Here is a 14116-nt window from a genome sequence, read left to right on the forward strand (position 1 = left end):
GGCGGGGCGTCAGCGGCCCTTGAAGAGACCGCCCAAAATGCCGCGCACGATGCGGCGTCCGGTCGTGCCGTTCAACTCCTTGAGCACGGCGCCGGAAATGGCCTTGCCGAAGCTCGCCCCGAAGCCTTCGTCGCGCGTCGCCGGGCGCGAGGAGGAGCGGCCCACGCGGTTGCCGGAATACCTGCGGCCGGCGTTGAATTCACGCTCGGCCATGGATTGCTCCTCGGCCGCCGCCTCGGCCTTTTCCGCGGCGCGGGCCGCCTTGGCGGCGCGGTCGCGCAGCATCTCGAAGGCGCTTTCTCGGTCCACGAGCCTGTCGTATTTCCCTGCCACGGGAGAGGCGGCCATCACCTCGGCGCGGCGAGCGTCGTTCACCGGACCCAGCCGCGAGGAGGGGGGGCGTATCAGCGTGCGTTCCACGATCCCCGGCACGCCCTTCTCCTCGAGCATCGAGGTCACGGCTTCGCCCACGCCCACGTCGCGGATCGCATCCACCGTTTCGAACCGGGGGTTCGGACGATAGGTTTCCGCGGCGCGCTTGAGCGCCTTGCGGTCTCGCGCGGTGAAGGCGCGCAGCGCATGCTGGAAGCGGTTGCCGAGCTGGCCCAGGATATCCTCGGGCACGTCGTCGGGGTTCTGGGTGATGAAATAGACGCCCACGCCTTTCGAGCGAATGAGCCGCGCCACCTGCTCGACCTTGTCCACGAGCGCCTTGGGCGCGTCCTCGAAAAGAAGGTGCGCCTCGTCGAAGAAGAAGACGAGCTTTGGTTTCTCGGGGTCGCCCACCTCGGGGAGCGTCTCGAAGAGTTCGGAGAGCAGCCACAGCAGGAATGTGGCGTAAAGCCGGGGCGCGCCCATGAGCTTGTCGGCGGCGAGGATGTTGATACGGCCGCGCCCGTCCGGGTCGGTTCGCATGAGATCGGATAGCTCGAGCGCGGGCTCGCCGAAGAGCCGGTCGCCGCCCTGGTTCTCGAGGACGAGAAGCTGCCGCTGGATGGCGCCGACCGATTGCGGCGATACATTGCCGTAGCGCATCCCGATCTCGTCGCGGTTCTCGCCCACCCAGACGAGCAGCGCCTGCAGATCCTTGAGATCGAGAAGCGGCATTCCCTCCTCGTCGGCGATGCGGAAGGCGATGTTGAGAATGCCTTCCTGTGCCTCGCTGAGCTCCATCAGGCGACTGAGCAGGAGCGGCCCCATCTCGGCCACCGTGGTGCGGACGGGATGGCCCTGCTCTCCGAAGAGATCCCAGAAGGTGACGGGAAAGGCCTCGTAGCGGTAATCCTCGAAGCCGATCGTCGCCGCGCGTTTCATGAAGGCGTCGTGCAGCTTGAAATCGCTGCGTCCCGCCTCGCAAAGCCCCGAGAGATCGCCCTTCACGTCCGACAGGAAGACCGGCACGCCTGCCGCCGAGAAGCCCTCGGCGAGGATCTGGAGGGTCACGGTCTTGCCGGTTCCGGTGGCACCGGCGATCAGGCCGTGCCGGTTTGCATAGCGAAGCGAGAGCGCCTGATGCGTCGCATATTCCGGCCCGCCGCCGCCGATGAAAACCCGATCCGCCATGCCGCCCGCACCCCCGTCGCGAAGTTCGTCCGTTCCGAACATACAAACTTAACCTTTGCCTGCCAGTATGAATCGCATTCCGGGCGCCGCATGTCCTCTGGCACCCGGAATTACTTCCTCCCTGTCAGACTGGGCCGCATCTTCGGATGCGGTCTTTTTTGGTCCCGGATCGCGACCTTATTGCCTGTTGACGGAGGTTTGGTTCTGTCGTAGCGTCCGGGTCAATACTAAGTCGGCCAGTCCGGCAGGGAGAGAGAACAGGGGAAGGGGCCGTCGTGGTCCCTTTTCTTTTGCCGCTGCGGCCGCCGGACCCTCAAGTGCGGAAATCCGCCTTGCATGCGGCGTCTCTCTCCAATTAACTCCTGACACCGGCGCACGCGCATGTTACTGCGCCGCCAACAGGATACGAGAGACACCCGAAACCATATTCGATGGGGATGATATGCTGAAAACGCTTTCTTTCACGACGCTTGCGACGGTGCTGCTGCTGGCCGCCGGACCCGGCACCGCGCAGGATACGACGACCGAGGAGACCGCGGGCGATGAACCCGTCGCGACGGAGACCGACGCGACCGCGGAGACGGCGTCTGACGCCGAGACCAAGGAAGGCGCGGAGACGAACGCCGACACCGAGGAGGGCGCCGATACGGCTGCCGACGCGGAGGCGACGGACGAGGCAACGGAGACCGACGCGACCGCGGGTGACACGGATGCCCAGGAAGGCGAAGACGGGGAGTTCGATCTTGGCCGCGAGGTGCAGCAGGATCCCACCTACATCAAGGAGGAATACGGCGACTGGCAGATGCGCTGCTTCCGCACGCAGGCCGAGGAAGATCCTTGCCAGATGTTCCAGCTTCTGAAAGACGAGAACGGCAATCCGACCGCCGAGTTCACCATCTTCCGCCTCAAGGAAGGTGGCCCCGCCGTGGCGGGCGCGACGGTGACCGCGCCGCTCTTCACGCTGCTGACCGCCGAGGTCAAGATCACCGTCGACGGCGGCGCCTCCAAGAGCTATCCGTTCCGCTTTTGCAGCCAGGCGGGCTGCGTCGCGCAGATCGGCCTGACCGAGGCGGACGTGAACGCGTTCAAGCGCGGCGTCAAAGCCACCGTCACGATCGTTCCCGCGCAGGCGCCCGATCAGAACGTGGCCATCCCGGCCTCGCTCTCGGGCTTCACGGCAGCCTATGACAACGTGTCGGTGATCGAGAACTGAGCCGGCGCAACAGCGCCGAGATGGAAAACCCCGCTTCGAGGAGCGGGGTTTTTTCATGTTTGGCCGTTTGCGTCGAGATCAGGCCGCGCGGCGCAGGGCCAGCACCGCGTTGAACCCGCCGAAGGCGAAGGCGTTGGAGAGGGCCACATCCACCTGCGCCTCGCGGGCCTCGTTCGGCACACAGTCCAGAGCGCATTCCGGGTCCGGCTCCTCGTAGCCGATGGTGGGCGCGATCACGCCGTCGCGCACGGCCATGATGCAGGCCAGGAGCTCGACCGCGCCGGTGCCGCCGATAAGGTGGCCGTGCATGGATTTCGTGGACGACATCATGAGCTTGTCCGCGTGTGGGCCGAAGACCTCGGATACGGCGGCGCTCTCGGTCTTGTCGTTGGCGGCGGTGCCCGTGCCGTGGGCGTTGATGTAGCCCACCTCCTCGGGGTTGATCCGCGCGTCGCGCAGCGCGCCCGAGATCGCGCGCGCCGCGCCGGCGCGGGACGGCATCACGATGTCGGCGGCATCCGAACTCATGGCGAAGCCGATCACTTCGGCCAGGATCTCGGCACCGCGTGCGCGGGCATGTTCAAGCTCCTCGAAGACGAAGATGCCGGCGCCTTCGCCCTGGACCATGCCGTTGCGATTGGCCGAGAAGGGGCGGCAGGCATCGCGCGACATGACACGCAGCCCTTCCCACGCCTTGACGCCGCCAAAGCAGAGGATCGTCTCGGATCCGCCCGTCACCATCACCGGGCTCACCCCGCCATGCACCATCTGGAACGCCTGGGCCATCGCGTGATTGGAGGACGCACAGGCAGTCGAGACCACGAAGCTCGGCCCCATCAGCCCGAACTCCATGGCCACGTGGCTTGCCGCGGCGTTGTTCATGAAGCGCGGCACGACGAAGGGATGGATACGGTTCTTGCCCTCCTCGTAGAGCACGCGGTAATTCTCGTCGATGGTACACATGCCGCCGCCCGAATTTCCGAGGACGATACCGGCGCGCATCCCGAGGTCGCCCTCGAAGGAAAGGCCCGATTGCGCAATGGCTTCGCGCGCGGCGACCATGGTGAACTGCGTGAACTTGTCATAGAGCGCGAGTTGCTGGCGGTTGAAGACGGTCTCCGGCTCGAACCCCTTGATCTGACCGCCGATGCGGATGCCCAGGCGCTCGACGTCGCGCATCTCGAGCTGACCGATGCCGCAGCGCCCCTCGCGCATGGCCTCGAGAGTAGAGGGCACGTCATGGCCAAGCGCGTTGATCGTGCCCGCCCCGGTGATGACGACGCGTTTCACCCCTTCTGTTCCGCGACCAGTCTTTCGATCCCGGCCACTATGGTGGCGACGCTCGAGATGTCGAAATCGCTTTCGGCGGGTTCGTTTGCATTGAACGGGATCGAGATGTCGAATTCCTCCTCGATGGCGAAGATGCTTTCGACCAGGCCCAGGCTGTCGATACCGAGATCCTCGAGCGTGCTGTCCATCGTCACGTCCGACGGCTCCAGAACCGCCTGTTCGGCGATGATCTCGATCACTCTGTCCTGAATGCTTTTGGTCATGCGTCTCGCTCTTTCGGGGCGTGCGGGGTCCCTCGGGACCCCGTTTGCGCTGATTTAGTCGCTCTCGCCGGTGTTTGAAACCGCTTTCTTGAGCGCCGCCACGTCATCGAAGAGGCGCCCCAGCCGGCGCAGGTTGCGGTTGATCTCCATCTGCGTCTCCATCTTCACGGCCGGATTGCCGAGGATGACGCGCCCCGCGGGCGTCTTGGTGAAGATCTTCGTGCCGCCGCCGGCAATCACCCGGTCGCCCACGAAGATATTGTCGCTCACCCCGACCTGGCCGCCCAGCACCACGTTGTTGCCGATCCGGGTCGATCCCGAGATGCCGACCATGCCGCAGAGGAGCGTATCGGTGCCGATCACGACGTTATGGCCGATCATGACGAGGTTGTCGATCTTGGTGCGGTCGCCCACGACCGTGTCGCGGATCGTGCCCCGGTCGATGGTGGAATTGGCCCCGATCTCCACGTCATCGCCGATCCGCACCGAGCCGAGGCTGTGGATGCGCGCGTAGCTCTGCGCCTCGGTGTCGGCCTGATCTCCCAGCGTCTTGCGCGCGGCCTCGACCGCCGACACCTCGGGGGTGACGAAGGAGAAGCCGTCGCCGCCCAGCGCGCAGCCGGGGTTGAGCACGACGCGATCCCCGATCCGCACCCGAGCGGCGACACGCACCCCTTCGCGAAGAAGGCCGTCGGCTCCGATCACCGCGTCGGCGCCGATGCTCACCTGGGGGCCGATCCGCGTCCCCGGGCCGATCCGTGCCCGGGGGCCGATCACCGTGAGGGGGCCGACCGAGACGCCTTCGCCCAATTCGGCACTTTCGTCGATGATCGCGCTCGGATGAATGCCGTCGCCCCAGCCTTCGCCCCGGTCCATCATCGCGGTAAGGCCCGACATGGCAAAGCGCGGACGGGGCGCGATCAGGGCCGCGGCAAGGCCCAGCGCCTCCCAGTCGGCACCATCCCAGACCATCGCCGCGCGGGCGCGCCCCTTGGGCAGCGCTTCGGCATATTCGGGCTTGGTGGCCAGCGCGAGTTCATCTTCGCCTGCGTCCCCGGGTTCGGCAACGCCGGTGATACGGATCGCGCTATCGCCGACCGCATGCGCGCCGATCGCCTCGGCGATTTCCCCGATTGTGTAACTCATGATCACTCCGCTCATTACGCGGAACCGTTTACCCCCGAACGGCGTGCAGCGAAACCCCCGCACGTCGCAACGCGTCCCAGATGCGCGCGTCCCGGCCGTAAACGTCGTTGCGATAGTTCGTATGCCCACGTGCCTGGGTGAAGGCGGTGCGGTAGATGATATGCACCGGCACCTTCTTCTCGAGCCGGACCTGCGTCTGCTGTCCGGTATTCAGGATGCGGTGAAAATATCCCTTGGGGTCGGTTTCTTGCCGCGCGAGGAGCGCGTAGGCGAAATCGAAGGGCTCCTGAAGGCGGATGCAGCCGTGGCTGTAGTCGCGCTTGTTCCTGGCGAAGAGGTTCTTGGCGGGCGTGTCGTGAAGATAGATGTTGTATCGGTTGGGGAACATGAACTTCACGAGGCCGAGCGCGTTGCGCGACGAGGGTGGCTGCTTGAGATTGAAGGGGAAGTTGCGCGCGTTGTAGGCGTTGAAGTTCACATGCGCGCGGCTGACCTGCTGACCGCGGGCATTGTAGAGCTTCAGGTGACCGGCCGCACCGCGGTTCCGCTGCATCTGGGGCAGGTATTCCTTGACCGCGATCGAGCGCGGCACGTTCCAGACCGGGTTGATCTCCATGTACTCCATCTCGTCCGAGAATTCGGGGCTGCGCCGGTCGGGAACGTCCTTGCCAATGACCGAGCGGGTCTGGAACGTGACCTTGTCGTTGTCGACGATCCGGGCGCTGAAATCCGTGAGATTGACGAGGATATGGCGTTCGCCCCGCGGCTGATTGTTCCAGCGTTCGCGCTCCATGGCGACCATGATGGATTGTATCCGTTCCGAGACCGGGGTGTTGATCTCGGCAATGGTTGAGGCGCCCGCGACCCCGTCGGGTTCGAGCCCGTGCGCCACCTGGAAGTCCTGCACGGCGTCGCGGAGCCGGTCATCGTATACGGCCGAAGCCGAGCGCGCCATGAAGCCCATCGCGATGAGCCGGTCGCGCAGCGCGACCACGCCCGGTCCGCTTTCGCCGGGTTCGAGCGCGGCGGCGGGCACCGTCGGGCCCCAGCCGCCCCGCGCCATGAGCGCCCCGAGCCGGCGCTTTTCCCTCATCAGGCGGCTGTACTCGGCGGATTGTGGCGGGAGGGCACGGAAGAAGGCGCGCGGGTTGGCGCGCGAGAAATTCAAGAGAAGCTCGGAGCGGCTGCGATAGGGCACTTCGCGCACGATGCCGCGGTCGATCTCGCGCGGGACCAGGAGGCCGGTCTGCATGTCGCGGGCGAGTTGCAGGAAGGTCCTGCTCAGTTCGACCTCGATGCGCCCGAGGTCGCGCGGCGTGCGGGCGTCGCGCATCATCGACTTGAGGGACTCCGGGCGGTAGCGGGCCGGCGGCAGGCCATGATGCTCGGCATCCTCGATCGCCTCGAGGAGCGCGCGCCGTCGCGCCCGGTCCTCGCCCTCGTTCGCGGTCCAGATGCCGCGATAGCCGTTCGCGCGGTAGAAGGCCGCGAGATCGTCGTCGCGGGCCGCGGACTCGGCCACTGCCTGTTTGAACGCGGTCACCCCGGCGCGCGTCTCGGGCGCCGTGGCCACGAGACCGCAGATGGCGAGCGCCAGCGCGGGCAGGAGAGACGTCAGAAATCGGACTGCGGTCGCAGGCATGCGGATCCCCCAAGAAATTACAGTGCAAGCCTCACCATCTTCGAACGCGTTGGCTCGGTGTCCATTGAATTCCGCGTGATAGGACGAAATCGGGGCCCTTCTGCGGCACAGACGCATCGCTTCGCGCGAAATCGACAAGAGAGGGGCAAAATGCGCGGAAATATGCTCATTTCCCCTTGCACATGGAACCGGAACCAAAAGCAGGGTTGGTTACCGATTCTTTATATGTCATGACTATGCCTGCATCTGGGGAGAGATGAACGCTCCCGCGTCAAGCGGGACACAATTAGGCAAGCGACGGACAGGCGCAGACTACATGACTGATGACAAAACCACAGGCGTGACTCGGCGCGCCCTCTTGGGTGCTTTTGCGGCAACAACCCTCACGGCCGCTCCCACATTCTCAAACGCGGCGGGCTTCCTTCGGGGGGCTGGCGACATCCGGCGGCTCAAGATGTATTCGGCCCGCACGGGTGAGAAGATCGACACGATCTACTGGATCGAAGGCGAATACATCCGCGACGCGATCAACGAGATCTCGGTGTTCATGCGGGACTGGCGGACCAACGAGGTCAAGCCGGTCGACCTTCGCACGGTCGACATCATGGCGGCCTCGCATGCGCTGGTCGACACGAACGAGCCCTACAATCTGCTTTCCGGCTACCGCAGCCCCAAGACCAACGCGATGCTGCGGTCGCGGTCGCGCAACGTGGCGCGCAACTCGCTCCACATGCGGGGGCAGGCGGCCGACCTTCGTCTCGCCTCGCGCTCGGTGAATCAGCTGGGCAAGGCCGCGCAGGCATGCCGCGCGGGCGGTGTCGGGCGCTACTACCGCTCGAACTTCGTCCACATGGATTGCGGCGACTATCGCACCTGGAACGGCTGAGCAGCCGAGCTAACGCCTGCGCAGGATGGAAAAACCGGCCCTGTCCTGGGCCGGGTTTACGCGTTGCGGGCAAGGTCGATCATGCGTCGCTTGGGGTCGACGTGGCCCGGTGAACGACCGGGCGGACGCGCGGAACGAGCCGAGGCGGCGCGGCGAGACGTCCGAACAGCAATGTGTCTTCCTGATCATCCTCCGAGGGCGTCGAGCACACGCGCCCAGCTTCGCATCCCCTTGTGGAAGCTTTCGACGTTGTATTTCTCGTTCGGGCTGTGGATCGCGTCATCGTCCTGGGCGAAGCCGATCAGCATGGAATCAAGTCCCAGGATGTCCTTGAAATAGCCCGCGATGGGGATCGAGCCGCCCATTCCGGTGAACACCGCCTCGTTCGGCCATTCACCGGAAAGTGCCTGGCGCGCCTTCTCGAACTCGGGGCGGTCGATGTTCATCACGGCGGCCTTGTTCCCCTCGAGATCGGTATCCCACGTGACCCGCGCATCGGGCGAGAGGCGTTCCTCAACATGCGCGCGGATACGGGTGCGCAAGACGTCGGGGTCCATGTCGCCCACGAGTCGGCAGGTGAGCTTGCAATGCGCTTCCGCCGGGATCACCGTTTTCGAGCCCGCCCCCTGGTATCCGCCCCAGAGCCCGTTGATCTCGAGCGTGGGGCGCGCCCATTGCTGAACGAGGGTGGAATAGCCCTTTTCACCATGCGGCTGCGTATAGCCGACGGAGTTGAGATAGCTTTCCTCGTCGAAGCCGCAGTTTTCCCACTGGCGCAGCAGCTCGTCGGGAACCTCGTGCACCCCTTCGTAGAAACCTTCGACCGCAACGCGACCGGTTTCGGGATCGTGGAAGGACGCGATGATGCGGGCGATCTCGCGCAGCGGGTTGAGGCCGGGGCCACCGTAGTGGCCGGAATGCAGGTCGATGCGCGGGCCGTGGACGGTGAATTCGTCCTTGAGCATCCCGCGAAGCTGGCTCGCGATCGAGGGAACGCCGGGCGATACCATGGAGGTGTCGCAGATGAGCGCGAGATCGGCCGAGAGTTCCTCGGCATTCTCCTTCATGAAAGGGATAAGCGAGGGCGAGCCCGATTCCTCTTCGCCCTCGAAGAAGAAGGTGATCTTGCAGGGCAGGGCACCGGTCACCTGCTTGTAGGCGCGGCAGGCTTCGACGAACGTCATGAGCTGGCCCTTGTCGTCCGACGCGCCGCGGGCGCGTATAACCCGGCCCTGCGGGGTTTCCTCGACCTGCGGGTCGAACGGATCGGAGTTCCAGAGGTGGAGCGGATCGACCGGCTGCACGTCGTAATGCCCATAGAACAGCAGGTGCGGACCGGGTCCGTCGACGTGGCCCACGACCATGGGATGACCCGGCGTCTTGCGCTTTTGTGCCTCGATACCAATGCTTTGCAGATCGGAGACGAGCCAGTCCGCGGCCTCTTCGCAATGCGTCTTGTAGGCCGGATCGGTCGAGATGGAGGGGATGCGCAGCACCTCCTGAAGCCGCTCGATGGCGGCCGGAAGCTGATCGTCCAGGCGGGTGAGAACGGCGTCGAGCGACATGGAAAACCTCCGGGGGCTGGGTCGGATTTGGCCGCGACGTTACCAGCCCGCGCCGCACTGTCCAGCCATTGATCCAGATCAATGCGGGCAGGGAGCGACAAAGTGTAGCTGTTGCGCCGCGAACAGGTGCGATATATCAGCCCCGTATAAACATTTTCTGGTCCTGCCAGTTTCGCCCCGCCATCAGGGGCCGCGAGCCGAGGAGACGCCCGAAGTGGATTACACAGCCAGACTTGATGAGGCGCTTGGCCGGTTGCACGAGGAAGGCCGCTACCGGACCTTCATCGACATCGAGCGGCGGAAAGGTCAGTTTCCGCACGCGACCTGGACCCGCCCCGATGGTGAAACGCGCGATATCACGGTCTGGTGCGGGAACGACTATCTTGGGATGGGTCAGCATCCGGCGGTCCTGAGCGCGATGCACGAGGCAATCGACGCGACCGGCGCGGGGTCGGGTGGCACCCGCAACATTTCGGGGACCACGGTCTTTCACAAGCGGCTCGAGGCGGAGCTTTCGGATCTGCACGGCAAGGAAGCGGCGCTTCTCTTCACCTCCGCCTATATCGCGAACGACGCGACGCTCAGTACGCTGCCGAAGCTCTTTCCCGGGCTCATCATCTATTCCGACGCGCTCAACCACGCCTCGATGATCGAAGGCGTCCGGCGCAACGGCGGGGCGAAACGGATCTTCCGCCACAATGACCTCGCTCATCTGCGCGAACTTCTGGAAGCCGACGATCCGGCGGCACCCAAGCTCATCGCTTTCGAGAGCATCTATTCCATGGACGGTGACTTCGGACCCATCGAGGCGATTTGCGACCTCGCCGACGAGTTCGGCGCGCTGACTTATATCGACGAGGTGCATGCGGTGGGCATGTATGGTCCGCGCGGGGCCGGGGTGGCCGAGCGCGATCGCCTGATGCACCGGCTCGACATCATCAACGGCACGCTGGCCAAGGCCTATGGCGTGATGGGTGGTTATATCGCGGCGAGCGCGAAAATGGTCGATGCCATAAGATCTTATGCGCCGGGGTTCATCTTCACGACCTCGCTTGCGCCGGCGGTGGCGGCCGGCGCCGCGGCCTCGGTCAGGCATCTCAAGCAGGACCGTGCGCTGCGCGCGGCACACCAGGAGAAGGCCGCTATCCTCAAGACGCGGCTCAAGGGTCTCGGCCTTCCGGTCATCGACCATGGCAGCCATATTGTCCCCGTGATGGTGGGCGATCCGAAACATACCAAGATCATCTCGGACATGCTGCTCGACCGCTACGGCATTTACGTCCAGCCCATCAACTTCCCCACCGTGCCACGCGGGACCGAGCGACTGCGTTTCACGCCGTCGCCGGTGCATGGGCGCGAGGAGATGGACCGGCTCGTTGAAGCGATGGATGAGCTCTGGGCGCATTGCGCGCTGAATCGCGCGCAGATTTCCGCCTGAGCCACGTTTTGATGCAAAGTTCCTTGCACTGTGGTATGGTTCCGTAAAAGAACGAGAGCGGGGTCGAATCGGGGACATTCGACCACAGGCTTCGGAAGCAGAGGGCAGGCTGAATGATCTTGCGTCGCAGTTCACGCGATAGACAGACCGCAGATGATACATCCAACGGGTTCGACTCGTTCGAATTGAAGCTGGGCGATGTGATGCGGGGTGAACGCGCCACCCTCGGAAAATCCCTTCTCGATGTCGAGCGCGAGTTGCGCATCAAGGCGAGTTTCGTCGCCGCGATCGAGAACGCCGATCCCGACGCTTTCGACACCCCGGGTTTCATCCCCGGCTATGTCCGGTCCTATGCGCGCTATCTCGGGATGGATCCGGACGAAGCCTTTGCGGGTTTCTGCGCGGAAAGCGGGTTTTCCACCGCGCATGGCATGTCGGCCGCCGCTTCGTCGGTGCGTCGCGATGCGCCGGTGATCAGGAAGTCGCCGCGGCGTGACCAGGATCCGCTCGTCGCGCCCTCGACACCCTTCATCCCGGCGAACGAAAGCATGTTCTCCCGGATCGAACCGGGCGCCATCGGCTCGCTGATCGTTCTGGTCGCGCTGGTGGGGGCCATCGGATATGGCGGCTGGAAGGTGCTGGACCAGGTGCAGCAGGTTCGCGTGGCACCGGTCGAGAACACGCCCGACGTGCTGGCCGAGCTCGATCCGCTCGATTCGGCGGTCGCGCGGGAAACGGATGAAAGCGCGGGTCAGGCCGGTGATACCGTCGCTGGCGTCTTTGCCTCGCCGCAGGAGGATGCGCTCGACCGGCTCTACCGCCCCGAGGCGCTGGACGTGCCGGTGCTGGTCGCGCGCGATGCGCCGATCTCGACCCTGAGCCCGGCGCAGGTCGGCACGCTGAGACCGATGCCGCAGGATGACAGTATCGCGACCGCGCAGGCCGAGGCCGACGAAGGTTTGACGCATCCCGGCCTCTCGGGGATCGACGCGGCGCTGGCCGCCGCCCAGGGCACGACGCCGCAGGTTCTGGCCGAGCCGGAGCCGGGTGTGCAGATGGTCGCCGTACGGCCTGCCTGGGTCCGCGTGCGCGCGGCGGATGGCACCGTGATTTACGAGACGATCATGAACGCGGGCGATACCTATGACGTCCCGGTGACGGAAACCCCTCCGAGCCTGCGCGTGGGCGAAAGCGGTGCGATCTATTTCCGCGTGAACGGTCAGCACTATGGCCCGGTGGGTCCGCGCGGGTCGGTCACCGCCAACCTCGCCCTCGACGCCGGAACGCTGGCCGAGACCTACGAGGTCGCGGACCTCACCCAGGACGCCGATCTCGAACGCTACGTCGCCGAGCTCGAACAGCCCCGGAACTGATCCCCATGATCCGCAGGCGAACGGTTTGCCTGCGCGCGCCCGGACCCCTATGTAGGGGCAGAGGCCGCAACGCACCGGGATATCCAGATGAGCCACAATCCGATCCGCCCCTGGCGCAATATCGAGCGCCGCAAGTCGCGCCAGATCCATGTCGGGCCGGTGCCCGTGGGCGGCGATGCGCCGATTTCCGTGCAGACGATGACCAACACCGCCACGACCGATGTGGCCGGGACCGTCGCGCAGGTGCAGGCAGCGGCGGATGCCGGTGCCGATATCGTCCGCGTTTCGGTTCCCGACGAGGCGTCGGCGAAAGCGCTCAAGGAGATCGTGCGCGAAAGCCCGGTTCCGATCGTGGCCGACATCCATTTCCACTACAAGCGCGGGATCGAGGCGGCCGAGGCGGGCGCCGCCTGTCTTCGGATCAACCCCGGCAATATCGGATCGCCCGAGCGGGTGCGCGACGTGATCCAGGCGGCGCGCGATCATGGCTGCTCGATGCGGATCGGCGTCAATGCCGGAAGCCTCGAGCGACATCTCCTGGAGAAGTACGGAGAGCCGTGCCCCGAGGCGATGGTGGAGTCGGGGCTCGAGCATATCCGCATCCTTGAAGATAACGATTTCCACGAGTTCAAGATCAGCGTGAAGGCCTCGGACGTCTTCCTCGCCGCCGCGGCCTATCAGCAATTGGCCGACGCAACCGATGCGCCCATCCACCTCGGCATCACCGAGGCGGGTGGGCTCATGTCCGGCACGATCAAGAGCGCGATCGGCATGGGCAACCTGCTGTGGATGGGCATCGGCGACACGATCCGCGTGAGCCTCAGCGCCGACCCGGTCGAGGAGGTGCGCGTGGGCTACGAGATCCTCAAATCGCTGGGGTTGCGCCACCGGGGGGTGAACATCATCTCGTGCCCGAGCTGCGCGCGGCAGGGTTTCGACGTGATCAAGACGGTGGAGGCTCTCGAGCAGCGGCTGGAGCACATCAAGACACCGATGAGCCTATCGATCATCGGCTGCGTGGTGAACGGGCCGGGCGAGGCGCTTCTGACCGATGTAGGCTTTACCGGCGGCGGCGCCGGGTCGGGCATGGTCTATCTTGCCGGCAAGCAAAGCCACAAGATGAGCAACGAGCGGATGATCGACCACATCGTGGAGGAGGTCGAGAAACGCGCGGCGCAGATCGAGGCCGAAGAGGTGAAGGCCGCCGAGTGACGCGGGCTTCAGTCGAGATATTTGCGCAGCACGATCGCGGGAAGTTCGCCGCGTAACATCTTGTCCTTGAAAACATAAGTTGGCGCGAGGTCGATACCCAGCCGGTCGGTCAGCGCCCGGTGCGCCTCCATCTCAACCAGCGTGACCCGCAGATCATATTCCTGCGCAAGCTCACGCAGACCGGCCTCGGCGCGGGCGCAGTCGGGGCAGTCGGGTGCGATCATGAGCGCGATGGTGGTGCCGGCCTCCTCGGGGCCGAAGCCCGGTAGGTTGGAATCGGTCAGCACCGACCACGCCGCCGCGATCCGGTCGAGGTCGTTCGCGGCCTCGTCTGCGTAAAGATCGATCGGGGGAGCCGGCGCGTCGGGCAGGGCCTCGCGCGGCAGGCCAAGCAGTGCCGCGCGAATCTCGGCGTGAAAGATCGCGCGCTCGGCGGGGGTGAGGCGGGTGAAATCCGTCTCGGACCATGCGGGCAGGGCCGGCAGCCCCGCCAGAAGCAGGATCAACGCCACGCGCGCCATGGAA

Annotated in this window: 12 protein-coding genes; 5 read left to right on the forward strand and 7 right to left on the reverse strand. The window is 65.2% G+C overall.

Features of this window, described 5'->3' with window-relative positions; genetic code table 11:
- Positions 1-9: 9 nt before the first annotated feature.
- Positions 10-1563, reverse strand: a complete 1554-nt coding sequence (locus tag K1T73_RS09320) for a helicase HerA-like domain-containing protein (protein ID WP_220603688.1) — start codon at positions 1561-1563, stop codon at positions 10-12.
- 442 nt (positions 1564-2005) lie between these two features.
- Between K1T73_RS09320 and K1T73_RS09325 the strand changes: the two genes are divergently transcribed.
- Positions 2006-2776, forward strand: coding sequence for an invasion associated locus B family protein (locus K1T73_RS09325; protein ID WP_220600448.1), 771 nt, complete (start codon positions 2006-2008; stop codon positions 2774-2776).
- A 78-nt stretch (positions 2777-2854) separates the two neighbouring features.
- Here K1T73_RS09325 and K1T73_RS09330 read toward each other — a convergent pair whose 3' ends face one another.
- The 4 genes from K1T73_RS09330 to K1T73_RS09345 are packed head-to-tail and all read right to left on the reverse strand — an operon-like array spanning position 2855 to position 7117.
- Entirely contained in the window at positions 2855-4066 is a 1212-nt protein-coding gene (locus tag K1T73_RS09330) for a beta-ketoacyl synthase (RefSeq protein WP_220600449.1), read from the reverse strand.
- Positions 4063-4329, reverse strand: a complete 267-nt coding sequence (locus K1T73_RS09335; RefSeq protein ID WP_220600450.1) for an acyl carrier protein — start codon at positions 4327-4329, stop codon at positions 4063-4065. Before K1T73_RS09335 ends, K1T73_RS09330 begins: the two co-directional genes overlap by 4 nt.
- Before the next feature lie 54 nt (positions 4330-4383).
- Complete coding sequence (gene lpxD, locus K1T73_RS09340) at positions 4384-5475, reverse strand: UDP-3-O-(3-hydroxymyristoyl)glucosamine N-acyltransferase (RefSeq protein ID WP_220600451.1); 1092 nt, start codon at positions 5473-5475, stop codon at positions 4384-4386.
- Positions 5476-5503: 28 nt separating this feature from the next.
- The gene (locus K1T73_RS09345; protein ID WP_220600452.1) at positions 5504-7117 is read right to left on the reverse strand and encodes a murein L,D-transpeptidase; all 1614 of its coding nucleotides are present in this window, start codon (positions 7115-7117) and stop codon (positions 5504-5506) included.
- 316 nt (positions 7118-7433) lie between these two features.
- Between K1T73_RS09345 and K1T73_RS09350 the strand changes: the two genes are divergently transcribed.
- Positions 7434-8003 carry a DUF882 domain-containing protein gene (locus K1T73_RS09350; protein ID WP_220600453.1) on the forward strand — a complete coding sequence of 190 codons (570 nt, stop codon included), beginning with the start codon at positions 7434-7436 and terminating at the stop codon, positions 8001-8003.
- A 185-nt stretch (positions 8004-8188) separates the two neighbouring features.
- On the opposite strand, the gene K1T73_RS09355 is transcribed toward K1T73_RS09350, so the two are convergent.
- Positions 8189-9568: a dipeptidase gene (locus K1T73_RS09355; protein ID WP_220600454.1), complete on the reverse strand. Its 1380-nt coding sequence runs from the start codon at positions 9566-9568 to the stop codon at positions 8189-8191.
- Between the two features lie 214 nt (positions 9569-9782).
- On the opposite strand from K1T73_RS09355, the gene hemA reads away from it, so the two are divergent.
- The 3 genes from hemA (at position 9783) to ispG (ending at position 13591) form a co-directional block, all read left to right on the forward strand.
- A complete protein-coding gene (hemA, locus tag K1T73_RS09360) occupies positions 9783-11006 on the forward strand; it encodes a 5-aminolevulinate synthase (RefSeq protein WP_220600455.1) in 1224 nt (407 codons plus the stop codon).
- Between the two features lie 113 nt (positions 11007-11119).
- The gene (locus K1T73_RS09365) at positions 11120-12379 is read left to right on the forward strand and encodes a RodZ domain-containing protein (protein WP_220600456.1); all 1260 of its coding nucleotides are present in this window, start codon (positions 11120-11122) and stop codon (positions 12377-12379) included.
- A gap of 87 nt (positions 12380-12466) precedes the next feature.
- Entirely contained in the window at positions 12467-13591 is a 1125-nt protein-coding gene (ispG, locus tag K1T73_RS09370; protein ID WP_220600457.1) for a flavodoxin-dependent (E)-4-hydroxy-3-methylbut-2-enyl-diphosphate synthase, read from the forward strand.
- An 8-nt stretch (positions 13592-13599) separates the two neighbouring features.
- Here ispG and K1T73_RS09375 read toward each other — a convergent pair whose 3' ends face one another.
- Complete coding sequence (locus K1T73_RS09375) at positions 13600-14112, reverse strand: thioredoxin family protein (RefSeq protein ID WP_220600458.1); 513 nt, start codon at positions 14110-14112, stop codon at positions 13600-13602.
- Positions 14113-14116: the final 4 nt, after the last annotated feature.

This window comes from Roseovarius sp. SCSIO 43702 (genome assembly GCF_019599045.1).
Classification (GTDB): domain Bacteria; phylum Pseudomonadota; class Alphaproteobacteria; order Rhodobacterales; family Rhodobacteraceae; genus Roseovarius.